23 protein-coding genes are annotated in these 26059 nt (G+C 65.7%); 16 read left to right on the forward strand and 7 right to left on the reverse strand.

Going from position 1 to position 26059, the window contains the following annotated elements; genetic code table 11:
- Window positions 1-150: 150 nt before the first annotated feature.
- On the forward strand, window positions 151-1167 hold the full coding sequence (locus tag AOA14_RS11355) for an amidohydrolase family protein (RefSeq protein WP_238929638.1): 1017 nt from the start codon (window positions 151-153) through the stop codon (window positions 1165-1167).
- 31 nt (window positions 1168-1198) lie between these two features.
- Here the strand turns inward: AOA14_RS11355 and AOA14_RS11360 are convergent, their stop codons facing one another.
- A complete protein-coding gene (locus AOA14_RS11360; RefSeq protein WP_062770108.1) occupies window positions 1199-2005 on the reverse strand; it encodes an SDR family oxidoreductase in 807 nt (268 codons plus the stop codon).
- Window positions 2006-2152: 147 nt separating this feature from the next.
- Here AOA14_RS11360 and AOA14_RS11365 point away from each other — a divergent pair, with 147 nt between their 5' ends.
- The 7 genes from AOA14_RS11365 (at window position 2153) to AOA14_RS11395 (ending at window position 9893) form a co-directional block, all read left to right on the forward strand.
- On the forward strand, window positions 2153-2536 hold the full coding sequence (locus AOA14_RS11365) for a hypothetical protein (RefSeq protein ID WP_062901889.1): 384 nt from the start codon (window positions 2153-2155) through the stop codon (window positions 2534-2536).
- A 107-nt stretch (window positions 2537-2643) separates the two neighbouring features.
- Window positions 2644-2913: a hypothetical protein gene (locus AOA14_RS11370; protein ID WP_238929639.1), complete on the forward strand. Its 270-nt coding sequence runs from the start codon at window positions 2644-2646 to the stop codon at window positions 2911-2913.
- Between the two features lie 107 nt (window positions 2914-3020).
- Window positions 3021-5756, forward strand: a complete 2736-nt coding sequence (gene secA, locus AOA14_RS11375; protein ID WP_062901891.1) for a preprotein translocase subunit SecA — start codon at window positions 3021-3023, stop codon at window positions 5754-5756.
- A gap of 222 nt (window positions 5757-5978) precedes the next feature.
- The gene (locus AOA14_RS11380) at window positions 5979-7376 is read left to right on the forward strand and encodes a circularly permuted type 2 ATP-grasp protein (RefSeq protein ID WP_062901892.1); all 1398 of its coding nucleotides are present in this window, start codon (window positions 5979-5981) and stop codon (window positions 7374-7376) included.
- Between the two features lie 5 nt (window positions 7377-7381).
- Window positions 7382-8323 (forward strand): alpha-E domain-containing protein, encoded by a 942-nt coding sequence (locus AOA14_RS11385; protein ID WP_058813208.1) that lies wholly within the window; start codon window positions 7382-7384, stop codon window positions 8321-8323.
- A 2-nt stretch (window positions 8324-8325) separates the two neighbouring features.
- Window positions 8326-9129 (forward strand): transglutaminase family protein, encoded by an 804-nt coding sequence (locus AOA14_RS11390; protein WP_062901893.1) that lies wholly within the window; start codon window positions 8326-8328, stop codon window positions 9127-9129.
- 32 nt (window positions 9130-9161) lie between these two features.
- On the forward strand, window positions 9162-9893 hold the full coding sequence (locus AOA14_RS11395) for a proteasome-type protease (protein WP_003052754.1): 732 nt from the start codon (window positions 9162-9164) through the stop codon (window positions 9891-9893).
- Window positions 9894-10036: 143 nt separating this feature from the next.
- On the opposite strand, the gene acs is transcribed toward AOA14_RS11395, so the two are convergent.
- A complete protein-coding gene (gene acs / locus AOA14_RS11400) occupies window positions 10037-12001 on the reverse strand; it encodes an acetate--CoA ligase (protein ID WP_062901894.1) in 1965 nt (654 codons plus the stop codon).
- A gap of 161 nt (window positions 12002-12162) precedes the next feature.
- On the opposite strand from acs, the gene amaB reads away from it, so the two are divergent.
- Window positions 12163-13665, forward strand: a complete 1503-nt coding sequence (amaB, locus tag AOA14_RS11405) for an L-piperidine-6-carboxylate dehydrogenase (RefSeq protein ID WP_062901895.1) — start codon at window positions 12163-12165, stop codon at window positions 13663-13665.
- A 111-nt stretch (window positions 13666-13776) separates the two neighbouring features.
- Here amaB and AOA14_RS11410 read toward each other — a convergent pair whose 3' ends face one another.
- The 3 genes from AOA14_RS11410 to fsa form a co-directional block, all read right to left on the reverse strand.
- Window positions 13777-15279, reverse strand: coding sequence for an acetyl-CoA acetyltransferase (locus tag AOA14_RS11410; RefSeq protein WP_062901896.1), 1503 nt, complete (start codon window positions 15277-15279; stop codon window positions 13777-13779).
- Window position 15280: 1 nt separating this feature from the next.
- On the reverse strand, window positions 15281-16075 hold the full coding sequence (locus AOA14_RS11415) for an enoyl-CoA hydratase-related protein (RefSeq protein ID WP_062901897.1): 795 nt from the start codon (window positions 16073-16075) through the stop codon (window positions 15281-15283).
- 187 nt (window positions 16076-16262) lie between these two features.
- Window positions 16263-16913, reverse strand: coding sequence for a fructose-6-phosphate aldolase (gene fsa / locus AOA14_RS11420; protein ID WP_058813215.1), 651 nt, complete (start codon window positions 16911-16913; stop codon window positions 16263-16265).
- A gap of 204 nt (window positions 16914-17117) precedes the next feature.
- Between fsa and radA the strand changes: the two genes are divergently transcribed.
- The 4 genes from radA to AOA14_RS11440 are packed head-to-tail and all read left to right on the forward strand — an operon-like array spanning window position 17118 to window position 21373.
- Window positions 17118-18479 carry a DNA repair protein RadA gene (gene radA, locus AOA14_RS11425; RefSeq protein WP_062903130.1) on the forward strand — a complete coding sequence of 454 codons (1362 nt, stop codon included), beginning with the start codon at window positions 17118-17120 and terminating at the stop codon, window positions 18477-18479.
- Window positions 18480-18489: 10 nt separating this feature from the next.
- Complete coding sequence (locus AOA14_RS11430; protein WP_003052779.1) at window positions 18490-19050, forward strand: CvpA family protein; 561 nt, start codon at window positions 18490-18492, stop codon at window positions 19048-19050.
- Complete coding sequence (locus AOA14_RS11435; RefSeq protein ID WP_062901898.1) at window positions 19047-19475, forward strand: iron-sulfur cluster assembly scaffold protein; 429 nt, start codon at window positions 19047-19049, stop codon at window positions 19473-19475. The genes AOA14_RS11430 and AOA14_RS11435 overlap by 4 nt, the downstream gene beginning before the upstream one ends.
- A complete protein-coding gene (locus tag AOA14_RS11440; protein WP_062901899.1) occupies window positions 19472-21373 on the forward strand; it encodes a cation:proton antiporter domain-containing protein in 1902 nt (633 codons plus the stop codon). Before AOA14_RS11435 ends, AOA14_RS11440 begins: the two co-directional genes overlap by 4 nt.
- A 28-nt stretch (window positions 21374-21401) precedes the next feature.
- On the opposite strand, the gene aroB is transcribed toward AOA14_RS11440, so the two are convergent.
- The gene (gene aroB, locus AOA14_RS11445; protein WP_062901900.1) at window positions 21402-22505 is read right to left on the reverse strand and encodes a 3-dehydroquinate synthase; all 1104 of its coding nucleotides are present in this window, start codon (window positions 22503-22505) and stop codon (window positions 21402-21404) included.
- Window positions 22502-23068, reverse strand: coding sequence for a shikimate kinase (locus tag AOA14_RS11450; RefSeq protein WP_062901901.1), 567 nt, complete (start codon window positions 23066-23068; stop codon window positions 22502-22504). Before AOA14_RS11450 ends, aroB begins: the two co-directional genes overlap by 4 nt.
- A 93-nt stretch (window positions 23069-23161) precedes the next feature.
- Between AOA14_RS11450 and AOA14_RS19790 the strand changes: the two genes are divergently transcribed.
- Genes AOA14_RS19790 through AOA14_RS11460 form a run of 3 tightly spaced genes read left to right on the forward strand, consistent with a single transcriptional unit; the run spans window position 23162 to window position 26050 of the window.
- Complete coding sequence (locus tag AOA14_RS19790; RefSeq protein WP_186403454.1) at window positions 23162-23329, forward strand: hypothetical protein; 168 nt, start codon at window positions 23162-23164, stop codon at window positions 23327-23329.
- A complete protein-coding gene (locus AOA14_RS11455) occupies window positions 23326-25146 on the forward strand; it encodes a hypothetical protein (protein WP_062901902.1) in 1821 nt (606 codons plus the stop codon). Before AOA14_RS19790 ends, AOA14_RS11455 begins: the two co-directional genes overlap by 4 nt.
- A 28-nt stretch (window positions 25147-25174) precedes the next feature.
- Window positions 25175-26050, forward strand: a complete 876-nt coding sequence (locus AOA14_RS11460; protein WP_238929779.1) for a tyrosine recombinase — start codon at window positions 25175-25177, stop codon at window positions 26048-26050.
- Window positions 26051-26059: the final 9 nt, after the last annotated feature.

A 26059-nucleotide genomic window follows, 5' to 3' on the forward strand; every position in this document is an offset into this window, starting at 1 on the left:
CACCCGGTTCGGACAGGATATAGCCATTTTGTAATAGCGAGGGCAAGTCTCGGGATTATTGTTGATAGCTACCCGTCGTTACTCAACCGCATGGCCCGCGCGCTTCGGCGACCCGCGGGGTGTTTGAAGGACAAGGGTGCGGCGACAATCATGATGGACAATCCAGCGCAACGGGCGGCCGTGATCGACATGCACAGCCACTTCTTTCCGGCGATGGATGCCGCCTATCGCGCCCGCGCCGAAGCCGACGGCCTGCCGTGGCTGCGCGATGACGGCGACGGCAGCGGCTTCATCATGTCGGGCGCCAAGATGTTCCGCCCCGTCGACGATATATTGTGGAATCCCGCGCGCCGCGTCGAAGCGCTCGACCAACAGGGGATCGACCTGCAAATCATCTGCGCGACGCCGATCATGTTCGGCTATAGTCGGCCCGCCGGGCAGGCGCTCGAATGTGCGCAGCGCTTCAATGACGCGGCGCTCGAATTTTGCGGCCACGCGCCGCATCGGATGAAGGCTCTGGCGCAGGTGCCGTTGCAGGATATCGACCGCTCGTGCGGCGAGGTCAGCCGCGCGATGGAATGCGGCCATCTTGGCGTCCAGATCGGCAATCATATGGGGCTGCGCAACCTCGACGATGAAGGCATCCTGACCTTTCTCACCCACTGCGCCGAAGTGGGTGCGGCGGTGCTCGTCCATCCGTGGGACATGATGGCGCGCGAACGCATGCCCAAATATATGCTGCCCTGGCTCGTCGCGATGCCCGCCGAGACGCAGCTTTCGATCCTGTCGCTGATCCTGTCGGGCGCGTTCGAGCGCCTGCCGAAAAGCCTGCGCATCTGTTTCGGTCACGGCGGCGGCAGTTTCGCCTTTCTGCTCGGCCGCGTCGAAAATGCCTGGAAATATCGCGACATCGTCCGTGTCGATTGCCCGAACCCGCCCTCGACCTATGTCGATCGCTTTTTCGTCGATTCAGCGGTGTTCGACCCGCGCGCGCTGACCCTGCTCGTCGAAGTGATGGGCGAAGACCGTGTGTTGCTCGGTTCGGACCACCCGTTCCCACTCGGCGAACAGGACATCGGCCAGCTCGTTCGCGATCACAGCGGTCTGTCGGGCGCGCAGAAGGCCAAGATATTCAGCGGCAATTCGCGCAGGTTTCTGAATCTGTAGCGCACACCGTCTTTCGCGCCCGACCGGCGCGTCAATGCGCCGCCGCGCCGCCGAGGCCGTCGATCTTTTTCGATTGCTTGGCGATCAGGCCTGGGAAGAAGCGCGCGAGGCGGCCGAGGCGGCGCGCCATCTTGCCGACGGGGACATGCACGCGGTCGCCGTGAACGGCATCCCATGCTGCCTTTGCGACATCTTGCACCGGCGAGATTTCGAAACCGCTCGCCGACAGGCGGTCGCGGGCCGGCTCGTTGCTGTCGGCGCTGACCTGGTCGAGCAAAGGCGTGTCGATGAAGCCGGGCATCAGCGAGCGAACCTTGATCCCATATTTGGCGAACTCGATCTCCAGCCCCTCGGTCAGCCCGCGCACCGCGAACTTCGTCGCCGAATAGACGGCAAGCCCGGCGACGCCATAGAAGCCCGACGCCGATCCGGTGTTGAGGATCGCCGATCCGGGGGTCGCGCGCAGCAACGGCATCGCCATGTAGATGCCGTTGACGACGCCACCGAAATTGATCGCAATCAGCCGGTCCGCCTCTTCGGGCGGCATGTCGAGGAACTGGCCGCCCGATCCGATACCGGCGTTGTTGAACAGGACGTCGAGGCGACCGCCGCTCGCGGCTGCGAATTCGGCAAGGGCAGCTTTCCATTGGTCGCGGTCGCGTACGTCCATGACGTGGCGCGACGAGGCGCCGTCGGGAAGCAGCGCGGCGGTTTCGTCGATGCCCTGCTTGTTGACGTCGGCGATCCCGACGAACCAGCCCTGCGCCGCAAAATATTGCGCGGTGGCGCGGCCGATGCCCGATCCGCCGCCGGTGATGAATATCGCCTTCCGTGCCATCCCGTCCTCCCTGACATGTTTGTCAGTAGAGAACAGGCGAAGTTGACGCGCCCGTCAAGCGCAATCGCGGCGCGCGGCGCAAACGGGCTTTGACAGCGATGCGCGCGGCGATATGGAGCAGGTGGGGTCGCAGGGGAGTATCAGACGATGAACAAGCTGTTTTTGGCCGCCGCACTGGCGGTCGTTTCGATGCCGGCGGCTGCAACCGCACAGGCTCCGAATGCCGCGCCGACGATCGGCGACTATGTCGCGGCCATGCGAACGACAATCGGAACGGTATTCGAGGGCGGTATCCAGATTCAGGCCGTGGATGCCGAGGACAATACGCTGGTGATCACCGTAACCGGTCCCGACGGATGGCGAGCCGACGCAACGCCGCAGCAGGTTTCCGATGCCCTCGTCATAGGCTTCTGCGAAACCTCGCCCGAATTCTTCCGGTCCAGCCACATCACGATGCGTGTCGATTCGATCGATACGAAGGCGAAACAAAAGGGGCCGCTGGTCTCCGACTGTCCTTCGGGCGGCACGTGAAGGCGGCACAGGCCGTCACGCCGCCTCTGGACCTTCGCGCCTTTTCACCCTATGTTCATGCAGCAGCGCGTTATATGCAGCGCGTTGGATTGGAATAGGGGCGATTCTTGCGGTTATTGCTGACCCTTTTGGCGCTGCTCACCGGCTTCGCGACCGCGGACCGGGCGATGGCGGCGCCTGCCACGCCCGTGGCAATGGGGTCGCTGGTCATGCTCGCCGAAAGCGCGAACAAGGCCGAGGCGAGCGATAGCGAACGCCGACCAACCACCGCTACCCCGACCCGCCGCACGACGAGCGGCGGCAGCGGCAAGCCGCGCAAGGCGGCCCCGCCGCATCTTCCCGGCCTCCTCACCGGCAGCGACCGCGCGCTCGAATAGCCTTTTGGCGATGCCCTGACGGGCCAGGCTCCGAATGATCGGGGCCTTTTTCTGCATATTCGTGCGGCGCGTCCGCCACCCTTTTCGATAATCCAAGGAAATCCGCCATGTTCGGCAGCATTGCCAAGAGCCTGTTCGGCTCGTCCAACGACCGCTACGTCAATTCGATCCGCAAGACCGTCGCCAAGATCAACGCCTTCGAGCCCGAAATGGAGGCGAAGAGCGACGAGGAATTGAAGGCGCAGACCCCGAAGTTCCGCGCCCGGCTCGATGCCGGCGAAACGCTCGACGACATCCTGCCCGAAGCCTTTGCGACGGTTCGCGAAGCGGCAAAGCGCACGCTCGGCATGCGCCATTTCGACGTGCAGATGATTGGCGGCATCGTCCTCCACCGCGGCGAAATCGCCGAAATGGCGACGGGCGAAGGCAAGACGCTGATGGCGACTTTGCCCTGCTATCTGAATGCGCTCGAGAGCAAGGGCGTTCACGTCGTCACCGTGAACGATTATCTGGCCCGCCGCGACGCCGAATGGATGGGCACCGTTTATGGCTTTCTGGGGCTGACGACCGGGATCATCGTTCCCAACCTCAACGAAACCGAACGCCGCGCCGCCTATAACAGCGACATCACCTATGCGACGAACAACGAGCTGGGTTTCGACTATCTGCGCGACAACATGAAATATGACCGCGGCCAGATGGTCCACCGCCCGTTCAATTTCGGCATCGTCGACGAAGTTGATTCGATCCTGATCGACGAAGCGCGTACGCCGCTGATCATCTCCGGCCCGACCGACGACAAATCCGAACTCTATATCCGCGTCAACGAAGTGGTCCTTCAGCTCGGCGAAGAGGATTATGAGAAGGACGAAAAGGCGAAGTCGATCAGCCTGACCGAAGAAGGCACCGAGCATGTCGAGCGATTGCTCGAAAACGCCGGGCTGCTCCAAGGCAGCAACCTCTACGACATCGAGAACACGCAGGTCGTCCATCACGTCAACCAGGCGCTGAAAGCCATCGTGATGTTCCGCCGCGACACCGACTATATCGTCAAGGACGGCAAGGTTGTCATCATCGACGAATTCACCGGCCGCATGATGGATGGCCGCCGCTGGTCCGACGGCCTGCACCAGGCGGTCGAGGCGAAGGAGGGCGTGAATATCGAGCCCGAAAACCAGACGCTCGCCTCGATCACCTTCCAGAATTATTTCCGCATGTATCCCAAGCTGAGCGGGATGACCGGCACCGCGGCGACCGAGGCGGCCGAATTCTTCGAAATCTACAAGATGAACGTCGTCACCATCCCGACGAACCGCCCGATCGCGCGCATCGATGAGGAAGATGAATTCTACAAGAATATCACCGACAAGTTCGGCGCGATCGCACGCACGATCCGCGATGCGAACGAGCGCGGCCAGCCGGTGCTGGTCGGCACGGTGTCGATCGAGAAGTCCGAGCTTCTGTCCTCCTATCTCGAAAAGGAAGGCGTGCCGCACAGCGTCCTCAACGCGCGCTTCCATGAAAGCGAAGCGCATATCGTCGCGCAGGCCGGTCGCGCCGGCGCGGTGACGATCGCGACGAACATGGCGGGCCGCGGCACCGACATCAAACTCGGCGGCAGCGAAGAATTCCGCATCGAGGACGAGCTGAAGGACATGCCCGAAGGCGCCGAACGCGACGCCGCCGAGGCACGAATCCGCGAGGAAGTCGCCGCTGAGCGTGAGGCGGTGAAGGCCGCCGGCGGGTTGTTCGTGCTCGCCACCGAGCGCCACGAAAGCCGCCGCATCGACAACCAGCTGCGTGGCCGTTCGGGCCGTCAGGGCGACCCCGGCCTGTCGAAATTCTACCTCTGCCTCGACGACGATCTGCTTCGCATCTTCGGTCCCGACACGCTGTTCGCCAAGATGATGAACAAGAATCTCGAGGATGGCGAAGCGATCGGATCGAAGTGGCTGTCGAAGGCGATCGAGACCGCGCAGAAGAAGGTCGAGGCGCGCAACTACGACATCCGCAAGCAGGTCGTCGAATATGACAACGTCATGAACGACCAGCGCAAGGTGATCTACGAACAGCGCGGCGAGATCATCGACAGCGAAACGGTCGATGACGCGATGACGGCGATGCGTGCCGAAACGGTCAATGCGATCGTCGCCGATGCGTGCCCGCCGGGCAGCTATCCCGAGCAATGGGACATCGAGGCGATGAAGGAGCGGGTGGCGAACATCCTCGACCTCAGCCCGCCGTTCGATGAATGGATGCAGGAAGATGCGGTCGATGCCGAAGTCTTCGAGGAGCGCATCCAGCAGATGGCCGACGCGGCTGCGGCCGAAAAGGCGGCGCAGGTCGACCAGGAAAGCTGGCGCGGTATCGAAAAGTCGATCCTGCTCCAGACGCTGGACCATCATTGGAAGGACCATCTCGCGACGCTCGACGCATTGCGGCAGGCGATCTTCCTGCGCGCCTATGCGCAAAAGCAGCCGATCAACGAATATAAGGCCGAGGCTTTCGGGCTGTTCGAACGGATGCTGCAGAATATCCGCGAGGATGTAACGCGCACCGTGGCGCGGATCGATTTCCAGTTCCAGGAACCCGAACCGATGCCGTTGCCCGACCTGCCGGACTTCCTGACGACGCACATCGATCCCTTCACGGGCGAGGACAACAGCGCCGATATCGACGGCGGATCGCTGGGCGTGATCGCCGACACGCTGCCGCCGATGCAGGTGCCGCGCCCCGATCTTCCCGAAGGCGAAAATCCCTATGCGGCGCTGGAGATCAGCCGCAACGCGCCGTGCCCCTGTGGTTCGGGCCGCAAGTACAAGCACTGCCACGGGCAGCTTTGACGGCATAGGACGGCGGGGCCGCGCGCCGGTGCGCGCGGCCCTTCGCGCCGTGACGAGGCCGCTTGCCATCGCGCGGCGGCGCGATTAGCATCTTTCCCATAAGCTTGGTGGCCGTGTAGCCGCCGGGCGACGTAGCAGGTCGGAACAGGGCGCCGCGTTTATCGTGCGCGGTTGGCGTAGCTGTTGCGTGGAAAGGGTCGGAGCATTTCCTTCTTCGACGAGATGATAACCGGGGGTGGCGGGACCAGGCCGCCCTATCGCGAATATTGCGAATGGTTCGATGCCGAGGATGCCCAGCGCATCCAGCGCAAGACGCAGCAGGCCGAAGCCTTTTTTCGCACCACTGGCATTACCTTCAACGTCTATGGCGAGGCCGACGCCGACGAGCGGCTGATCCCGTTCGACGTCGTGCCGCGGATCATCGCGGCGGGTGAGTGGCGCCGCCTGTCGCGCGGGATCGAGCAGCGGGTGCGCGCGCTCAACGCCTTTCTCTACGATATCTATCACCGGCAGGAGATTTTGCGTGCCGGCCGGGTGCCGACCGCGTTGATTGCGCGCAACGATGCCTTCCTGCCGATGATGATGGGCATGGATCCGCCGGGCGGCGTCTATACCCATATCAGCGGCATCGATATCGTCCGCACCGGCGCCGACGAATTCTATGTGCTGGAGGATAATGCCCGCACCCCGTCGGGGGTGTCCTACATGCTCGAGAATCGCGAAACGATGCTCCAGATGTTTCCGGAGCTGTTCGCGAAAGTACCGGTGCGCGAGGTCGGCGACTATCCGATCAACCTCCTGAAATCGCTGTCGGCCTGTGCGCCGCCGATGTGCGGCGGTACGCCGACCGTCGCGGTGTTGACGCCGGGCATCCACAACAGCGCCTATTTCGAGCACAGCTTCCTTGCCGATCAGATGGGCGCCGAACTGGTTGAAGGGCATGACCTGCGCGTCGTCGATGGCCGGGTCGCGATGCGCACGACGCAGGGCTATCGCGCGATCGACGTCCTTTACCGCCGCGTCGACGATGATTTCCTCGACCCGCTGAATTTCCGTCCCGATTCGATGCTGGGGGTGCCGGGGATATGGGACGTCTATCGCGCCGGCGGCATCACGATTGCCAATGCGCCGGGGACCGGGATCGCCGATGACAAGGCGCTCTATAGTTACATGCCCGACATCATCGAATTCTACACCGGCGAAAAGGCGCTGTTGCCCAACGTGCCGACGTGGCGATGCAGCGAGCCCGAACATCTGCGCGAGGTGCTCGACCGGCTTCCCGAACTGGTGGTGAAGGAAGTGCACGGGTCGGGCGGCTATGGAATGCTCGTCGGGCCGGCCGCGAGCCGGAAGGAAATCGCAGCGTTCCGCGCCAAGCTGGAGGCCAACCCCGGCAATTATATCGCCCAGCCGACCCTGTCGCTTTCGACGGTCCCGATCTTCACCAAAAAGGGCCTTGCGCCGCGGCATGTCGATCTGCGTCCCTTTGTCCTGATGTCGCCGCAGGGCATCACCATCACCCCCGGCGGCCTGACGCGCGTCGCGATGACCAGGGGATCGCTGGTCGTGAACAGCAGCCAAGGTGGCGGCACCAAGGACACCTGGGTGTTGGAGGACTGACGGCGATGCTAGGCAAAACCGCAGGCAGCCTCTTCTGGATGGCGCGCTATCTTGAACGAAGCGAGAATAATGCGCGGCTGATCGACGCGGGCTTTCGCATCGCGCTCACGCGGTCGCAGACGGCGCCCGCCGAATGGCGCTCGATATTGGAGACCGCGGGGGTCGATCAGGCATTCCTGGCGACGCACGATGATTACAGCTCCGCGCGCGTGGTCGATTTCCTGCTGCGCGACCCGGCCAACCCGTCGAGCATCCTGTCGATCGTCAAGCACGCGCGCGACAATGCGCGCACCGCGCGCACCGCACTGACGCGCGAGGTGTGGGAGGCGGTGAATACGAGCTGGATGACGTTGACCGACCTGCTCAAGCGGCCGGTGCGTGAGGACGATCTGCCCGACGTGCTCGCCGCGATCCGCCAGCAGAGTGCGCAGGTGCGCGGTGCGCTGACCGGCACGATGCTGCGCAACGATGGTTATAATTTCGCGCGGCTGGGCACTTTCCTCGAACGCGCCGACAACACGGCGCGCATTCTCGACGTAAAATATTATCTGCTGCTGCCCTCGGTCGCGCATATCGGCACCTCGATCGACAATGTGCAGTGGGAAACGATCCTGCGGTCGGTCTCGGCGCACCGCGCCTATCGCTGGCTTTACGGGGCCGAGATCAGCGCGCTCAAGATCGCCGAATTCCTGATCCTCTATGGCCAGATGCCGCGCAGCCTCGCCTTTTGCTGCGCCAAGATGCAGGATAATCTTGCCTGGCTGCAGCGCGGCTATGGCGAAGAGACCGAGGCAGGGCGGATGGCCGACGCCCTGTGCCGGCAAAAGCTCGCGGGGCCGATCCAGGCGATCTTCGATGGTGGCCTGCACGAATATCTGACCGATTTCCTGTCCGCCAATTCGGCGCTCGCGATGCAGATCGAGCGCGATTACCGTTTCGTGGAGTGACGATGTTCCTGCGTGTCGATCATACCACCCATTATCGTTATGACGCTCCCGTCGGCTATGCGCTGCAACAACTGCGCCTGACCCCCAAGGACCGGCCGGGCCAGCAGCGGATCCACGACTGGACGATCGAGGTCGAGGGCGGGGAAAAGCAGCTCCATTATGTCGATCATCACGGCAATGGCGTCGATCTGATCGCGGTGCACGGCGGCGATGCCGAACTTGTCATCCGGTGCCACGGCGCGGTCGAACTGCTCACCACAGACGGGGTGATCGGGGCGCATCGCGGGGCGATGCCGCTGTGGACCTTCCTCCGCCCGACGCCGCTGACGCGTGCGGGACGGGGCGTGCGCGCGCTGACCGCCGGATTGGGCCGCGACTTCGCGAACGATATCGAACGCGCGCATGCGCTGTCGGCGGCGATCCTCGACCGGCTGGCCTATCGCATCGGCGTCACCGATGCCGAGACAACCGCCGAACAGGCGCTGGGGGGCGAGGGCGGGGTGTGTCAGGATCACGCCCATATCTTCATCGCCGCGATGCGCCATCTGGGCCACCCTGCGCGTTATGTTTCGGGCTATCTCAGCATGGACGACCGCACCCATCAGGACGCCACCCACGCCTGGGCGGAGGCGCATTTCGACCATATCGGCTGGATCGGCTTCGACGTCAGCAACGGCCATTCGCCCGACGAGCGCTATATCCGCGTCGCGACGGGGCTCGATTATCGCGATGCCGCCCCGGTTCGCGGCATGCGCTATGGTGCGGCGCAGGAAAATCTGGTTGTCCAATTGCAGGTGCAGCAATAATCGGGACATCACAGGGGCGGGACGGGGATTCGATGACCTATTGCGTGGGCATGCGTTTGAACAAGGGGCTGGTGTTCATGTCGGACACCCGCACCAACGCCGGCGTCGACGACATATCGCAGGTGCGCAAGATGCGCAGCTGGCACGTGCCGGGCGAGCGCGTGATCACGCTGATGTCGGCGGGCAATCTGGCGACCACGCAAGCGGTCGTCAGCCTGCTCGACGAACGCACCAAGGCGCCTGAAGAACGCCAACCGTCGATCCTGCAGGCGCCGTCGATGTTCCAAGTCGCGACGATCGTCGGGGAAACGCTGCGCCAGATCGTGCTGCGCTACGGCGCCGAAGGGCCGGCCGCCGAATCGATCTTTCGCGCCTCGTTGATCGTCGGCGGGCAGATTGCCGGCGCCGAACCGCGCCTGTTCCTGATCTATCCCGAGGGCAATTTCATCGAAGCGGGGGAGGATAATCCCTTCTTCCAGATCGGCGAAACCAAATATGGCCGCCCGATCATCGTGCGGTCCTACGATCCCGCCATGTCGTTCGAGGATGCGGTCAAGCTGCTGTGCGTCTCGTTCGATTCGACGATCCGCGCCAACGCCGGGGTCGATCTGCCGATCGACCTGAAGGTCCACGAACGCGACGATTTCCACGGCGTCCACGAACGCCGTTTCGAACGCGACGATCCCTATTTCCACAATGTGTCGCACGGCTGGGCCGAGGCGCTGGGCATCGCCCTGGCCGAACTGCCGGACTTCCATTTCTAAATCCCCCTCCCGCTTGCGGGAGGGGTTAGGGGTGGGGTCTCGCGAAGCGAGAATTTCGACGTTGGTGAAATGCCCACCCCGCTGCGACTAACCAGCAAGCTGGCAAGTCTCGCTGCCCCTCCCGTACACGGGAGGGGTTAGGGTTACCGGTTCTTCCGCCCTTCGATCAGCCCGTCGACCAGGCTCGGGTCCGCCAGCGTCGACGTGTCGCCGAGCGAGCCGAAGTCATTCTCCGCGATCTTGCGCAGTATCCGCCGCATGATCTTGCCCGACCGGGTCTTGGGAAGGGCGGGGGTCAGGTGGATATGGTCGGGCGTCGCGATCGGGCCGATTTCCGTGCGCACCTGCTGCCGCAGCGCGGCGGCAATCTCTTCGGTCGGCTCGACCCCGGCGTTGAGTGTGACATAGGCGTAGATGCCCTGACCCTTGATGTCGTGCGGGAAGCCGACGACCGCGGCTTCGGCGACCAGGTCGTGCAGCACGAGCGCGCTTTCGACCTCGGCAGTGCCCATACGGTGGCCCGAGACGTTGATGACATCGTCGACCCGCCCGGTGATCCGCCAATAGCCCTCGGCATCGCGGCGGCAGCCGTCGCCGGTGAAATATTTGCCCTTGTAGGTCGAAAAATAGGTCTGGATGAAGCGGTCATGGTCGCCATAGACCGTCCGCGCCTGCCCCGGCCAGCTGTGCGTGATGCACAGATTGCCCTCAGTCGCGCCGCCGACCTGTTCGTCGGCAAGCACCGCGCCATCGGCATCGACCAGCTGCGGCCGAACCCCGAAGAAGGGGCGCCCCGCGCTGCCCGGCTGCATCGGATGCGCGCCGGGAAGCGTCGTGATCATGATGCCGCCGGTCTCGGTCTGCCACCAGGTATCGACAACGGGGATGCGGCCCTTGCCGACGAGCTGGTGATACCAGCGCCATGCCTCGGGATTGATCGGTTCGCCGACGCTGCCGAGCAGCCGGAGCGTCGAGAGGTCGTGGCGTGTCACATAATCGTCGCCTTCGCGCATCAGCGCGCGGATCGCCGTCGGCGCGGTGTAGAGGATGTTGACCCGGTGTTTGTCGACGACCTGCCAGAAGCGGTCGTGGTCCGGATAATTGGGCACGCCTTCGAACATCAGCGTCGTCGCGCCATTCTGAAGCGGCCCGTAGACGACATAGCTGTGCCCCGTGACCCAGCCGATGTCGGCGGTGCACCAGAAGATTTCACCCGGCCGATAATCGAACCCGTACCAGAAGGTAGATGCGGTCCACACGCTGTAGCCACCGACAGTGTGCAGCACGCCCTTGGGCTTGCCCGTCGAGCCTGATGTGTAGAGGATGAACAGCGGGTCTTCGGCGCCCATCGGTTCGCACGGGCAGTCCGCGCTGACATCGGCCGACAGCGCGTCGTACCAATGGTCGCGGCCTTCGCGCATCGCGACGTCGCCGCCGGTGTGGGCAATGACGAGCACGCCCTTTACGTCGACGCGCTCGAGCGCCTTGTCGACATTGGCCTTCAATGGGATCGTCTTGCCGCCGCGCAGCCCTTCGTCAGCGCAGATCACCCAGTCGCTGCCGCAATCCTCGATCCGCCCGTGGATCGCCTCGGGCGAAAAACCGCCGAAGATGACGCTGTGGATCGCGCCGATGCGCGCGCAGGCGAGCATCGCCATCGCGCCTTCGGGGATCATTGGCATATAGATGGTGACGCGGTCGCCCTTGCGGACGCCCATCTTCTTGAGCGTGTTCGCCATGCGGATCGTGTCGGCGAGCAGCGCGGCATAGCTGATGTGCCGCACCTCGCCATCGGGGGCGTCGGGTTCGAAGATGATCGCGGTGCGCATCCCATGGCCCGCGGCGACATGGCGGTCGAGCGCATTGTGGCAAAGGTTGAGAACGCCGTCCTCATACCATTTGATGCTGACGGGATCGTAGGACCAGCCCGCGATCTTCGTTGGCGGCGTCATCCAGTCGATGCGCTGTGCCTGATCGGCCCAGAAACCGTCGGGATCGTCGATGCTGGCGGCGTAGAGCCGGTCATAGTCGGCCGCGCTGCAATGCGTGTTCGCGGCGGCATCGGCGGGCACGGGGACGAAGGGTTCGGAGGGGGGTAGTTCGGACACTGCATCTCTCCTCTATTTGCTATCCCCTTAGCCGTTCGCATCGAGCGAAGTCGAGATGCCCTATCGTCCTTGCGCGCCGTCGTGGTGTCTCGACTTCGCTCGACACGAACGGGGGAGGAGTATTATGCGGCTGCCCGATGACGTGGACGAAAGGACGAAGGATGGCCGGGATCGAGAAAATGACGGCAGGCCTGCTCGATACGCTCGGCGTGGAGCGCGCCTTATACACCCAGGGTTCGATGCCGTCCCATTCGCCGCTGACCGGCGAGCAGATCGCGGCGGTCCGGATCGCCGATGCCGCCGACACCGACGCCGCGCTCGCCGCCGCCGGTGCGGCGTTTCGCGCGTGGCGCGACGTGCCCGCCCCGCGCCGCGGCGAGCTGGTGCGGTTGTTCGGTGAGGAACTGCGCGCCGCCAAGGATGATCTTGCGACGCTGGTGACGATCGAGGCGGGCAAGATTCCGTCCGAAGGCGCGGGCGAGGTGCAGGAGATGATCGACATCTGCGACTTTGCGGTCGGCCTGTCGCGCCAGCTTCACGGCCTCACCATCGCGACCGAGCGACCCGGGCACCGGATGATGGAGATATGGCACCCGCTGGGCGTCGTGGGCGTCATCTCCGCCTTCAATTTTCCGGTCGCCGTCTGGGCATGGAATGCCGCGCTAGCGCTCGTCTGCGGCAATAGCGTGGTTTGGAAGCCTTCCGAAAAGACGCCGCTTACTGCCTTGGCGACGCAGGCGATTTTCGAGCGCGCCTTGCGGCGGTTCGGCGACGCGCCCGCGGGATTGTCGCAAGTGCTGATCGGCGGGCGCGAGACAGGCGAGGCGCTTGTCGATGATGCCCGCGTCGCGCTCGTCTCGGCGACGGGATCGACGCGCATGGGCCGCGCCGTGGCGCCGCGCCTCGCGCAGCGGTTCGCGCGCGCGATCCTCGAACTCGGCGGCAATAACGGCGTGATCGTCGCCCCCTCGGCCGACCTCGATCTCGCGCTGCGCGGGGTCGCGTTCGGCGCAATGGGCACCGCGGGGCAGCGCTGCACGACGACGCGGCGGCTGTTCGTCCACGACATCATCCATGACGGCTTCGTCGCCAGGTTGAAGGCGGCCTATGCCAGCGTCGGCGTCGGCAATCCGCTGGAGAGCACCGTGCTGGTTGGCCCGCTCATTGACCGCGCTGCCTATGAGGCGATGCAGGCAGCGCTGGCGGCGGCAAAGGCCGCGGGCGGCGTCGTGCATGGCGGCGATCGGGTCGGCGAAGGCGCGAGCTATTATGTTCGCCCCGCACTCGTGGAAATGCCCGGGCAGGTCGGCCCGGTGCTGGAGGAGACGTTCGCGCCGATCCTCTACGTCATGCGCTACGACGATCTCGACACCGCGATCCGTCTGCACAATGATGTGGCGGCGGGACTGTCATCGGCGATCTTCACCACCGACCTGCGCGAAGCCGAGCGCTTCCTGACCGCGAGCGATTGCGGCATCGCCAACGTCAATCTCGGCACATCGGGCGCCGAGATCGGCGGAGCGTTCGGCGGCGAGAAGGAAACCGGCGGCGGACGCGAGAGCGGGTCGGATGCGTGGCGCCAATATATGCGCCGCGCTACGAACACGGTGAACTATTCCGACGCGCTTCCGCTGGCGCAGGGTGTCAGTTTCGATCTGGGTTAGCAATCCTCGCCATTGCGAGCGAAGCGAAGCAATCTCCAGCTGTCGGCTAGCGCAAGGTCGATAGCTGGGGATTGCCGCGTCGCCTTCGGGTCCTCGCAACGACAAGTTTCGTCAGCCTGCCCGCCATCCGAAGCCTTCGTCGAGCGCCACGATCTGGCCCGCTGCACCGACCGGTTCGGCCTTGCCGTCGGTCAGAATTGCCAACATCGTCGCATCCTCCACATCGACATGTGCGAGCGTGCGCTCTCCTGCCGGAGTCCGTGCCACCACGACGCCCGCCCTTGGCGCGCCATCACGGCCGTAGAAGATGGTGTAGCTCTCGATCGTTGCCGGTCCTGTATAATCCTCGACCAGATCGGGCACCGGTCCGCGCTTGGCCTCGGCTTCGGCCTGATAGTCGAAATCCTGCGGGAAGCTGGCCGCGGCGATCGGCTCCTTGCCCAGCACAATGCAATGATTGTCGGTGGCGAAGCCGCCATTGGCGAAGAGGAAGCCGTAGCGGCCATCGCGGCGGAGTTTATCCACCATCGAGACAATTGCGTGGCTCATATAATTGGCGATCGGGCCGCCGCCGAAGGTCAGCCCGCCGAACACCGTAGCGGGGCGGTCGACCGGCCAGCCGAGCGTGCGGCGTGCCATCTTCGGCACGCAAGGGAAGCAGCTGTAGAGTTCGACGAAATCGAAATCCTGCGCGGTCATGCCATTGAGCGCGAGCGTGCGGTTGATCGAGGTTTCCATGCTGACGCTGCCGTTATAGCGATCGCGGCGGAGGATGCTCGGCGGCTCCTTCGCCGCGGCGCCCATACCCACGTAAATCAGCCGATCTTCGGGTATGCCGCGCCGCCGCGCTTCGGCCAGGCTGGCGACGAGGAAGCCCGCACCCTGATTGACCGACGAATTGGCGACCATCAGCTTGGAGTAAGGAAAGGCGATCGGCCGGTTGCGCTCGTCGACGCGCAGGATGTCGGCGGGGGTTGCGGGCTTGCGGATCCAGGCGCCTTCGTTTTCCGCCGCAACCTCCGAAAAGCGCGACCAGATTTCGGCGCTTTCATCCTGTGCTTCGGCGAGGCTCTGGCCCCAAGCGGCGCGCGTCGCATTTTCATAGAGCGGATAGACGTCGACCGGCGCGGCGAGGCCGTGCTTCTGCGCATAATCAGGCTCGTGCCGCGTCGCGACCTTGCGGATCGCGTTATAGCTCTTGTCCTCGCCGCTCGCGGCCTTGGCGGCGCGGCCCGCGGCGGTGCGCAGCGCTTCGGCGCCGACGATGGCCGCGAGCTTCACCTCGCCTGCGCCGATGCGGTTCGCCGCTTCGTTGAGCAGGCGTACCGGCGTGTCGCCGTGCGGCGCCGCCGACTGGTAATTGATCGCCGGGCTGGCGCCGATGGCGGCGGCCAGCGGTTCGGGCAGCTTGCCAAGGCTATGAAAGCTGATCTGGTCGACGATCGCGAGGCTGTCGATCTCGGCGAGCGGCACGCCGGCGTCTTCGGCGGCGACCCGCAGCGCCGCGACCATCAGCCCGAGCGAGTCGAGGCCTTCGTCGGGGTCGGCGGGGCGGTCGTTGACCTGGCCGACGCCGATGATGACGGGAATGCGCTCGGGATCGGTCATGGTCATGTCAGCGCGCTTTCCATTCGGGCTTGCGCTTTTCGGCAAAGGCGCGCGGGCCTTCGCGTGCGTCCTCGCTGCGCATCAAGGCGCTGCGTTCCAGGGTGTTGTGCTCCCAATAGGGCGCGTCGGCGGCGATGCGGCCGTCCTGGATGCCAAGTGCGACGCGCTTCGATGCCTGCACCGACAGCGGCGCGTTGGCGGCAATCTTGTCGGCGAGCGCAAGCGCGGTCGGCATCAGCTCGGCGAGCGGGACGACATGGTTGACGAGGCCGAATTGCGCCGCGCGCGCGGCGGGGATCGGGTCGCCGGTCAGCATATGCTCCATCGCCAGCTTGCGCGGCATCTGCTGCGCAAGGCGGAAGGCACCGCCCGCAGCGGCGAACAGCCCGACCTTGACTTCGGGCAGGCCGAATTGGGCATGCTCGGCAGCGACGATGATGTCGCTCATCAGCGCGATCTCGCAGCCGCCGCCGAAAGCGAAGCCGTTGACCGCGGCGATGATCGGCTTCGAGATCGGGTGCGACACCATGCCCGCGAAGCCCCATGCAAGCTGATCGGGGTCCGACGGCGCGAGGCTCTCGCCGCGCGACAGGGCGACGAGGTCGGCGCCGGCGCAAAAGCTCTTGTCGCCCGCGCCGGTGATGACGACGGCGCGGATTTCGGGGTCGTTCTCGGCGGCTTCGAGCGCGGTGCCGATGCCGACATGGACCGCGGCGTTGACCGCGTTGCGCGCCTCGGGGCGGTTGATCGTGACGATCAGCACATGGCCGCGGCGTTCGGTAAGAATGGTGGTGTCGGTCATCGCGAATCTCTCCCTTTCGAACGAGTATCGCGGGAGGTTGACGTTTACGTCAACTGGAAAGCTGGGCCAAAAAACGGTGTGCTCCCGCGAAGGCGGGAGCCCATCTCCGGAAGGTGCCATTTTGAGCCGGCGGGAAATGGATCCCCGCCTTCGCGGGGACACACGACTGTTTTGGGTTTTGTAGGGGTCAGATCGACTGCCCGGTCTTGGCCCAGTCGGCCAGGAAGCCTTCGATGCCCTTTTCGGTCAGGACATGCTTGAACAATCCCTTGATGACCGACGGCGGCGCAGTCATCACATCGGCGCCGATCTTGGCGGCTTCGAGAACATGGATGCCGTGGCGCACGCTCGCGACCAGGATTTCGGTCTCGAAGGCATAATTGTCGTAGATCAGCCGGATGTCGGCGATCAACTGCATGCCGTCGAAACCATTGTCGTCGTGGCGACCGACGAAGGGCGAAACGAAGGTCGCGCCCGCCTTCGCCGCGAGCAGCGCCTGCGTCGCCGAGAAGCAGAGCGTGACATTGACCATCGTGCCGTCGCCGGTCAGCGCCTTGCAGGTCTTGAGCCCGTCGATCGTCAGCGGCACCTTGATGCAGACATTGTCGGCGATCTTGCGGAGGATTTCGGCCTCCTTCATCATCGTTTCATGATCGAGCGCAACGACCTCTGCCGAGACCGGGCCATCGACGAGTGCGCAGATCTCCTTCGTCACTTCCTTGAAGTCGCGGCCCGACTTGGCGATCAGCGACGGGTTGGTGGTGACGCCATCGAGCAGCCCCGTTGCGGCCAGTTCCTTGATGTCGGCGATTTCGGCGGTGTCGGCAAAGAATTTCATGGCGCGGAGCTTTCCTGTGCGAAGGTGATTCGGGTTTGAAGCTGCCGTAAAGCGGTTTGATCGTCATTGCGAGCGAAGCGAAGCAATCTCCAGCCATCGCCTTGCGCAAAGTCGAGAGCGGGAGATTGCCGCGTCGCTACGCTCCTCGCAATGACCGAGAGGAAAGCGCTGGCGTTCCATCTTTGTTCCGATTATGCGAACCGCATGGCCAAAGCAAAGCGTCAATATGTCTGCCAGAATTGCGGGTCGGTCTCGTACCGGTGGCAGGGGCAATGCGCCGATTGCGGCGAGTGGAATACCCTGGTCGAAGAGGCGAGCGAAACCGTCTTTTCGGCGAAGCACGACCTGTCGAAAGGCGGCCGTTCGCTGGCGCTCGAGACGCTGGGCGAGCATAGCCCGATGCCGGAGCGGATGCTGTGCGGCATCGCCGAATTCGACCGGGCGCTCGGCGGCGGCTTCGTCGCCGGATCGGTGACGCTGATCGGCGGCGATCCGGGGATCGGCAAGTCTACCTTGTTGTTGCAGGCGGCCGGGCGGCTCGCGAAGGCGGGCAAGTCGGTCGTCTATATCAGCGGCGAGGAAGCGGCGGGTCAGGTGCGGCTGCGCGCGCAGCGGCTGGGGCTCGGCGATGCGCCGGTCGCGCTGGCGAGCGCGACGTCGGTGCGCGACATATTGGCGACGCTCGACAGCCGCGACGCCGATTTCGTCGTCATCGATTCGATCCAGACGATGCACAGCGACCTCATCGACAGCGCGCCGGGAACGGTGAGCCAGGTCCGCGCGAGCGCGCAGGAACTGATCCGCTATGCCAAGGACGGCGTCGCGGCGATCGTCCTCGTCGGGCATGTCACCAAGGATGGCACGATCGCAGGTCCGCGCGTCCTTGAACATATGGTCGATACGGTGCTGGCGTTCGAGGGCGAGCGCAGCCACCAGTATCGCATCCTGCGCGCGGTGAAGAACCGCTTTGGCGGCACCGACGAAATCGGCGTCTTCGCGATGGGTGAGGAGGGGCTGGGCGAGGTCAGCAACCCATCGAGCCTGTTCCTGACCGACCGCAGCCGCGACGTGCCGGGATCGGTCGTCTTCCCGGCGCTGGAGGGGACGCGCCCGGTGCTGGTGGAGGTGCAGGCGCTGACCGTGCGGCTGGCGAGCGGCGCGACGCCGCGGCGCGCGGTCGTCGGCTGGGACAGCGGGCGCCTGGCTATGGTGCTTGCGGTGCTCGAAGCGCGCTGCGGGCTCCAGATGGGCGGCGCGGAAGTCTATCTCAACATCGCGGGCGGCTATCGCCTGACCGATCCCGCCGCCGATCTGGCGGTCGCTGCAGCGCTGATCTCGGCGTTCAGCGAGCGGCCGGCTCCCGCCGATGCGATCGTCTTCGGCGAATTGTCGCTGTCGGGCGAAATTCGCCCTGTTGCGCACGACGCGCTGCGCCTGCGCGAAGCCGCGAAGCTCGGTTTTTCAAAGGGCTGGGGGCCGAAGGGGATGAAGGCTGTGAACGGCATCGGCGTTACCGGCTTCACGCGGCTCGGCGAACTCGTTGACCTGATGCTCGGGCGCGACTAGCGACCGGCAGATGGGAAGTCTGACGGCTCTGGATATCATCGTGCTGACGCTGGTCGGTGGCGGCGCAGTGCTCGGTTTTTCGCGCGGGCTGGTGCAGGAGGTGACGACGCTGCTCGCCTGGGTGCTGGCGATCGCGGCGGTGCGCTTCTTTCATCCGGCGGTGACCGAGTTCGTGTCGCGTTGGGTCGGAACCGCGGGCGGAGCGGCGATGCTCGCCTTCGTTCTTCTCTTCGGTATCGTCTTCGGCCTCGCCAAATGGGGTTCGCGCGCGATGGGGCAGCGCAGCCGCGCCTCGATCGTCGGCGGTATCGACCGTGGGCTCGGCGCGGGTTTCGGGGCGGTGAAGGGGCTGTTGATCGCCGCGATCGGCTTCATGCTCGTCACGCTTCTCTATGACATCGGCTATGGCAATGCGCAGCGTCCCGAATGGATGGAGCAGAGCCGCACCTATCCCGCACTCAACGCGACGAGCGCTGCGCTGAGCAAGGTGATCGCCGAGCGGCGGGCCGAAGCGCGCGCCGCCGAAAGCACGACCGTGAAGCAGGACGCGCCCGACGCGGCCGCGAAATGAGCGCGCCGCTGTATAACCGCGACATATTGGCGCTGGCAGTCGCCAATGCCGATTATCCGCCGCTGCCCGAGGCGCGGCATCATATCTCGGCGCGCGCGCCGCTGTGCGGCAGCGCGATCATTCTCGACCTCGACGCCGACGAGAGCGGACGGGTGACGAAGGTCGGCCTGCACGTCGAAGCCTGCGCGCTGGGGCAGGCGTCGGCGGCGCTGGTCGCACGCTACGCGCCCGGCCGCGCGCTCGGGGATATTCGCGCCGCGCGCGACGCCATCGCCGGCTGGTTCGCGGGCGAGGGCGCGATGCCCGACTGGCCCGGCTTCGATCTGCTCGCGCCGGCGCGCGACTATCCGGCGCGGCAGGGCGCAATACTGCTGCCTTTCGATGCCGCCATCGCCGCGCTTGAGGATGACGAGGTGACGGCATGACTTTTCTCGTCGCGGCAACGGCGCCCGCCGTCACCGAGGTGGCGGCGCGCACCCCGACCGATACGCTGTTGTTTGAAGGCGCGGTGCTGCTGGGCGTTGCTACGTTGTTCGTGTTGATCTTCCGCCGTTTGGGGCTCGGCGCGGTGCTCGGCTATCTGATCGCCGGCGCGCTCGTGGGGCCGCACGGTCTGGGCCTCGTTGGCGGTGGCGAGTCGAAGCTGCAGATCGCCGAGATCGGCATCGCCTTCCTCTTGTTTCTCGTCGGCCTCGAACTGCATCCGCGTCGGCTTTGGCAGCTGCGCCGCGCCATTTTCGGGCTCGGGCTGGCGCAGGTTGTCGTCACCGGGCTGATCCTGACCGGGCTGATCTTCGTTACGCTGGGCTTCAGCCCCGCAGCGGCGCTCGCGCTTGGCCTGCCGCTCGCGCTGTCGTCGACGGCGCAGGTGCTGCCGAGCCTCAAAAGCTCGGGCCGGATCAACTCGCCTTTCGGCGAGAAGGCCTTTTCGATCCTGCTCTTTCAGGATCTGGCGATCGTGCCGATGATCACGATCATCGCCGCGCTGTCGCGGGCGCCCGCCGACCCTTCGGCGCCGCCGGGCACGCTGTTGGCGCTCTATACGCTGCTCGCCATCGCGGGGCTGGTTCTCGCCGGCCGGTTCGTCGTCAATCCGCTGCTGCGTCTCGTCGCGCGCTATGGCGAGCGCGAACTGTTCGTCGTCGTCGGCCTGCTCGTCGTGCTGGCAAGTTCGGCGCTGATGCACAGCCTGCATGTTTCGACCGCGCTGGGGGCTTTCGTCGCGGGCGTGATGCTCGCTGATTCGCCGTATCGCCACGAGATAGAGGCCGATGTCGAACCCTTCCGCCTGATCCTGCTCGGCCTGTTCTTCCTGGCCGTTGGCATGGTGCTGGACGTCAACGTGATCCTCGCCGATCCGCTGCGCGTCCTGCTGCTCGCGGCGGGTCTGGTCGCGGTCAAGGTCGTGGTGCTGACGCTGCTCGTGCGCGCGTTCGGCAAATCGTGGAAAACCGCGCTCGGCCTCGCGCTGCTGCTCAGCCAGGGCGGTGAATTCGGCTTCCTGCTCTTTACCCAGGCCGCCGACGCGCTGCTTATCGCGCCCGAGGCGGCGAGCCTGTTCAGCGCAGTGGTGACGCTGTCGATGGTATCGACGCCTTTCCTGATGCTATTCGCCCGCAACCTCGAATTCTCGCCCGATCGCGATGGCGACGAACTCGAAGGACCCGACGATGCGCCGCGCGGCTCGGCGCTCGTCATCGGCTATGGCCGCTTCGGCCAGATCGTGGCGCAGATGCTCCACGCGGTCGATTGTTCGGTCACGCTGATCGACAAGAAGCCGAGCCAGATCGAATTGTCCGGCCGGTTCGACACCAAGGTCTATTTCGGTGACGGGCTGCGGCTCGACCTGCTCCGCCGCGCGGGCGCGGAGGAGGCGCGGGTCATCATCTATTGCATCGACGACGCCACGGTTGATGCCGAAGTATTGCGTCCGATCGTGGAAGCCTTCCCGCAGGCCAAGATACTGACGCGCGTTTTCGACCGGCGCCAGTTGATGGCGATCGAGGGTGCGGGAACGGCAGGCGCGGTGCGCGAGGTGTTCGAAAGCTCGATCGCGTTGGGGCTCATGGCGCTCGAAAAGCTCGACGTCGATCCGCGCCAGATGGAAGATGTCGAGGCGGCGCTGCGCCAGCTCGACGCGACGCGCCTCGCCGCGCAGATGGACGAAGGCGACCTCGCGGCGGGTAAGGATCACCGTTTCAAGCCCGGCGGTGGCCGCGAGTCGGCAAGCGTGCTGGAAAAATTGCGTCAGCGGCGTCAGGAGGCAAAGGCCGCCGCGCGTGACGAGGAAGCGATGCAGGCGGCCGACCCCGAGTCGGCGTGACGCGTCCGCGGGCAGCGGCGTCTGGCGCCTAAGCCGCCTGCGCGTCGAGAAATTCCGCTACGCTGTCGAGCCCATATTCGTCGGTGACGAAACTCCGGCCGATACCGCGCGTCAGAATCAGCGGCAGTTTGCCGCCGCGCACCTTCTTGTCGTGCGCCATATGCGCCGCAAGCGCCGCGCCGCCGGTATTGATGCCCGCGCTGGCCAGGCTGTGCGGCAAGTCGACGCTCGCCAGATGCGCGCGCACCCGTTCGGCATCGGCGGCGGAGCACAGGCCCTTCGCCGCCGAAAACCGATGCGCGAGGACCATGCCCGCCGCAACCGCTTCACCGTGCAGCAGTCGCGCTGAATAGCCCGTTTCGGCCTCAAGCGCGTGGCCGAAGCTGTGGCCCAGATTGAGCAGCGCGCGGATATCCTGCGTCTCGCGTTCGTCGGCGGCGACGATCCGTGCCTTAGCCGCGACGCTGTGCGCGATGGCATAAGCGCGCGCGGCGGTATCGCCGACCAGCAGCGCGGCGCCGTTCGCCTCACACCAGGCAAAGAAGTCCGCATCGTCGATCAGGCCATATTTGACGACTTCGGCATAGCCCGCACCGAGTTCGCGGCGGGGGAGGGTGGTCAGCGTCGCGGGGTCGATCACGACCAGCGCCGGCTGATGAAAGGCGCCGATCAGATTCTTGCCCGCGGCGACGTTGATCGCGGTCTTGCCGCCGACGCTGCTGTCGACCTGCGCAAGCAATGTCGTCGGCACCTGGATGAAGGCGCAGCCGCGCTTGACGATGCTGCACGCAAAGCCGACGAGATCGCCGATGACACCGCCGCCGAGTGCGATAACATGATCGCTGCGTTCGACGCCTTCGCCGATCAGCCATTCGGTCAGCCGCGCCAGACCCTCCCAGCTTTTCGTTGCTTCGCCTGCGGGCAGGACGAGCGAGGAAAAGGAGATGCCCTCTGCACCCAGCGCGGCGCCGACCTTGGCCAGATAGGCATCGGCCACGTGGGTATCGGTGACGATCATCGTGCGCGGACGCTTCAGTAGCGGGGCGACCTGCGCGCCCAATTCGTCGAGCAGTCCCTCGCCGATCAGGATCGGATAGCTGCGCGCGCCGAGTTCGACGGTCAGTCTGGTCATTGCGGCTTCCATTGCGACAGCGCCTCCAGGATCGCGCGCACCGTATGTTCGTGCGGATTGCTTGCCGAGCTGACGCGGATATGCGCCTCGGCATAGACGGGATTGCGGACCGCGGCGAGTTCGCGCAGCACCTCACCGGGGTCGCGGTTCTTGAGCAGCGGGCGATGGCTGCGGCGCCCGACGCGCTCGACCAGGGTCGCAACGTCGGCATCGAGCCAGATGCACAGGCTTTTGCCCAGGATCAGCGCGCGCGTCTCGTCGTTCATGAAGGCGCCGCCGCCCGTCGCGAGCACCAGCGGCCGACCGGCGAGCAGGCGCGCGATCACGCGGCGTTCGCCGTCGCGGAAATGCGCTTCGCCGAAGCGCGCGAAAATGTCGGATATCGTCATGCCGGCGGCGCGTTCGATCTCGTCGTCGGCGTCGGCGAAGCGCATGCCGAGGCGCTGCGCCAGGCGGCGGCCGATCGTCGATTTGCCCGATCCCATCAATCCGACGAGCACGATCGGCCGCGCGCGAATTGCGGGCGCGATGTCCGGGGCCGGGCTTTTCGGGTTTCGCGACATGGTGCGCGCGGCTATACCGCAGGAACCGCGCGGAACAATGATTTTGCTGCGCCGCGCAAATTTGGGTCGAGCCGGCACGGGTGGCACAGGATATTGCGCGTAACGCAAGGATCGGGAAAAGGGCGCTGGGTCGCCGGGATTTTCGCCCTGGCGCTGCTGCTGGCGTTCGGACTGTTCCTCTATTGGCTGGGACGACCGATCGAGGCGAAGATGATTGAGGTGGACGTGACCGACAAGATTGCCGAAAGCGCGGCACAATGACAAAGAAAATGCTCGCGCTGACCCTGGGATTGTCGGGAACCGCACTCGCGGCTGCGCTCGTGCTTCCGGCGGTCGCGCAGGAATCGCTCTTGCCCGAAGGCTTTGGCAAGCCCGCCGACACGCCGGCACCGCGCCCGGCGCCGACGCCATCGCCGACCCCGGCGCCCTCTTCGACCGCAGCGCCGAAGGGCGGACCCGCTGGTGCCCCGCCCGTTGCGCCGCCGACCGTCGCGACGCTTGACGGCGGCGACACCGACGCGGGCGATGAGGCCAGCGATGGCGAGGAAGGCACGTCGGGCCAGCTCAAATACGACCTGCCGCCCGGCGCGCGCCGGCTGTTGACGCGGGTTGGCCCGCTGACGCCCGAAACCGGCGGGATGGCGCCCGATGCCTTCGGGGTGCGCGGCCAATATGCGGCGGCGATCATGCGCAGCATGCGCGGTCAGGTCGCATCGCGCTGGGGCCAGATATTGCTGCGCCGCGCGCTCGCGTCGGCGATCGACACGCCCGATACGATCAACGGCGCCGACCTTGCCGCCGACCGCGCGGGGCTGCTCTTGCGGCTCGGCGAATCGACCACCGCGCGGATGATCGTGCAGTCGGTCGATTATGACCGCGCGACCCCGCGGCTCGTCGCGACCGCGCAGCAGACCTATCTGGCGAATGCCGATCCGTCGGGGCTTTGTCCATACGTCCCCGCGGGGCTTGCCCATGGCGACGAACAAAGCTGGCGGCTCGCCGCGGCGATGTGCGCCGGGATGTCGGGCGAGGCCGGACCCGCGGGCTGGGCGATCGGCCGGGTACGGTCAAGCGGCAAGATCAGCAATTTCGACATTCTGCTCGCCGAACGTGTGCTCGGCGCAACGGGCGCCGGCCGCCGTTCGACAACAATCGAATGGGACAAGGTCGGGCGCCTGACGAGCTGGCGCTTCGGTCTGGCGACCGCGACGGGAATCGACATTCCGGCACCGCTGCGCGCCACCGAGGCCGGTTCGATCCGAAGCTGGACGGTGCTCGCGCCGATGACCCCGATGGGCGACCGCATCGCTGCCGCTCCCTATGCCGCATCGCGCGGCGTGCTATCGAGCGAAGCCTATGTCTCGCTGCTCAGCGCCGCGTCGAGCGAGGAGGAGCCCCCCGAAGCGCTCGCGGCGCAGACAGATCTACTGCGCAGCGCGTTCAGCGGCGCCAATGCCGCCGATCGCTATACCGCGATGGAGGAATATTGGTCCGCGGGCACCGGTGCGACGGCGCGCTATGCCGCGCTTGTCGCAACCGCGCGAGCCGCCGCCGCGCTGCCCACCGGCGCCGATGTCGGCGCCGATCCGTGGCAGTTGCTGGGATCGATGCTGACCGCGGGATATGACAATCGCGCGGTGCAATGGGTGTCGAAACTGTCGGTCGGCGGCCACGGCTGGGGCATCATGGCGGTCGGGTCGCCGCGCCCGCTGACCGGTGTCGGCGCCGGGTCGATCGGAAGCTTCGCCAGCGACGACGACAGCGCCGAAACCTTGCGGTCGAAATTCCTGCTCGCGGGTCTCGCGGGCCTCGGCCGCATCGACGCCGGGCAGGCGTCATCGGCGGCCAGCGACCTGGGGGTCGATCTGGGCAAGCAGACGCGATGGACGCGCGCAATTTCTGAAGCCGCCCAGCGGCGCGAACCCGGCATGGTCGCGCTGCTTGCCGCGGCCGGGATGCAGGGCGAATGGGACAAGATACCGCCCTATCACCTCTATCATATCGTCCGGGCGCTCCACGACGTCGGGCTCGACGCCGAAGCCCGGATGATCGCGGCCGAAGCGCTGGTGCGTGTCTGACGCGCGCCTGATCGACCGCTTTCTGGAGATGATGTCCGCCGAACGGGGGGCATCGCGAAACACCATCCTCGCTTATCGCCGCGACCTCGAACAGGCGGCAGAACTGGTGCGCGGTTCGCTCGGCGATGCCGACGCCGCCGCGCTGCGCGGATTGATGGCCGCATATCGGACGCTGGCGGCTAGCAGCGCGGCACGCAAACTGTCGGCGCTGCGGCAGTTCTTCGCGTTTCTGGAGGATGAGGGCGAGCGCACCGATAACCCGGCGCTCGACATCGCGCGTCCCGTCACGCGCCGTCCGCTGCCGCGCATTTTGTCGCACGATGATGTCGACCGGCTGTTCGCGCAGGCTAGCGAGGAGGCAGCGGGGGAGGCAGCGCCCGCGAACGCCATGCGCATGCTGCTGCTGCTCGAACTGCTCTACGGCTCCGGACTGCGCGCGAGCGAGCTGGTATCGCTGCCGCGCCGTGCGGTTGCGGGCGAGCGGCAATTTCTGATCGTGCGCGGCAAGGGCGACAAGGAACGGCTGGTGCCGCTGTCCGACCGGGCGCGCGAAGCGCTCGATCGCTGGCTGCCGCTGCTCGCCGATGGAACACCCTGGCTGTTCCCGTCGGGCAAGGCGCATGTGTCGCGCGTACGGCTGTTCCAGATGCTGCGCGAACTGGCGGCGCGCGCCGGGGTCGATCCCGCGGGGGTCAGTCCGCACGTCCTGCGCCACGCCTTCGCCACCCATCTGCTGGAGGGCGGGGCCGACCTGCGCGCGTTGCAGATGATGCTGGGCCATGCCGACATCGCGACGACCGAAATTTACACCCATGTCGATAGCCAGCGGCTGGTCGAGCTGGTCAATCGGCGCCATCCGCTGGCGCAGATGCGGGCCGTTGACGTTGCGGCGCCTTCGGCCTAGCGCTCCCCT

Origin of the sequence: Sphingopyxis terrae subsp. terrae NBRC 15098, from assembly GCF_001610975.1 — a bacterium.
GTDB classification, from domain to species: Bacteria; Pseudomonadota; Alphaproteobacteria; order Sphingomonadales; family Sphingomonadaceae; genus Sphingopyxis; species Sphingopyxis terrae_A.

Bases quoted from the DNA above. Each gene is read 5' to 3' on its own strand.
- AOA14_RS11410 (WP_062901896.1), bottom strand. From the start codon at position 15,279: ATGACCATGACCGATCCCGAGCGCATTCCCGTCATCATCGGCGTCGGC.
- AOA14_RS11360 (WP_062770108.1), bottom strand. From the start codon at position 2,005: ATGGCACGGAAGGCGATATTCATCACCGGCGGCGGATCGGGCATCGGC.
- aroB (WP_062901900.1), bottom strand. From the start codon at position 22,505: ATGACCAGACTGACCGTCGAACTCGGCGCGCGCAGCTATCCGATCCTG.
- fsa (WP_058813215.1), bottom strand. From the start codon at position 16,913: ATGAAATTCTTTGCCGACACCGCCGAAATCGCCGACATCAAGGAACTG.
- AOA14_RS11395 (WP_003052754.1), top strand. From the start codon at position 9,162: ATGACCTATTGCGTGGGCATGCGTTTGAACAAGGGGCTGGTGTTCATG.
- AOA14_RS11415 (WP_062901897.1), bottom strand. From the start codon at position 16,075: ATGACCGACACCACCATTCTTACCGAACGCCGCGGCCATGTGCTGATC.
- AOA14_RS11390 (WP_062901893.1), top strand. From the start codon at position 8,326: ATGTTCCTGCGTGTCGATCATACCACCCATTATCGTTATGACGCTCCC.
- AOA14_RS11380 (WP_062901892.1), top strand. From the start codon at position 5,979: ATGATAACCGGGGGTGGCGGGACCAGGCCGCCCTATCGCGAATATTGC.
- AOA14_RS11455 (WP_062901902.1), top strand. From the start codon at position 23,326: ATGACAAAGAAAATGCTCGCGCTGACCCTGGGATTGTCGGGAACCGCA.
- radA (WP_062903130.1), top strand. From the start codon at position 17,118: ATGGCCAAAGCAAAGCGTCAATATGTCTGCCAGAATTGCGGGTCGGTC.
- AOA14_RS11355 (WP_238929638.1), top strand. From the start codon at position 151: ATGATGGACAATCCAGCGCAACGGGCGGCCGTGATCGACATGCACAGC.
- secA (WP_062901891.1), top strand. From the start codon at position 3,021: ATGTTCGGCAGCATTGCCAAGAGCCTGTTCGGCTCGTCCAACGACCGC.
- AOA14_RS11460 (WP_238929779.1), top strand. From the start codon at position 25,175: ATGATGTCCGCCGAACGGGGGGCATCGCGAAACACCATCCTCGCTTAT.
- AOA14_RS11440 (WP_062901899.1), top strand. From the start codon at position 19,472: ATGACTTTTCTCGTCGCGGCAACGGCGCCCGCCGTCACCGAGGTGGCG.
- AOA14_RS11450 (WP_062901901.1), bottom strand. From the start codon at position 23,068: ATGTCGCGAAACCCGAAAAGCCCGGCCCCGGACATCGCGCCCGCAATT.
- amaB (WP_062901895.1), top strand. From the start codon at position 12,163: ATGGCCGGGATCGAGAAAATGACGGCAGGCCTGCTCGATACGCTCGGC.
- AOA14_RS11430 (WP_003052779.1), top strand. From the start codon at position 18,490: ATGGGAAGTCTGACGGCTCTGGATATCATCGTGCTGACGCTGGTCGGT.
- AOA14_RS11385 (WP_058813208.1), top strand. From the start codon at position 7,382: ATGCTAGGCAAAACCGCAGGCAGCCTCTTCTGGATGGCGCGCTATCTT.
- AOA14_RS11365 (WP_062901889.1), top strand. From the start codon at position 2,153: ATGAACAAGCTGTTTTTGGCCGCCGCACTGGCGGTCGTTTCGATGCCG.
- AOA14_RS11435 (WP_062901898.1), top strand. From the start codon at position 19,047: ATGAGCGCGCCGCTGTATAACCGCGACATATTGGCGCTGGCAGTCGCC.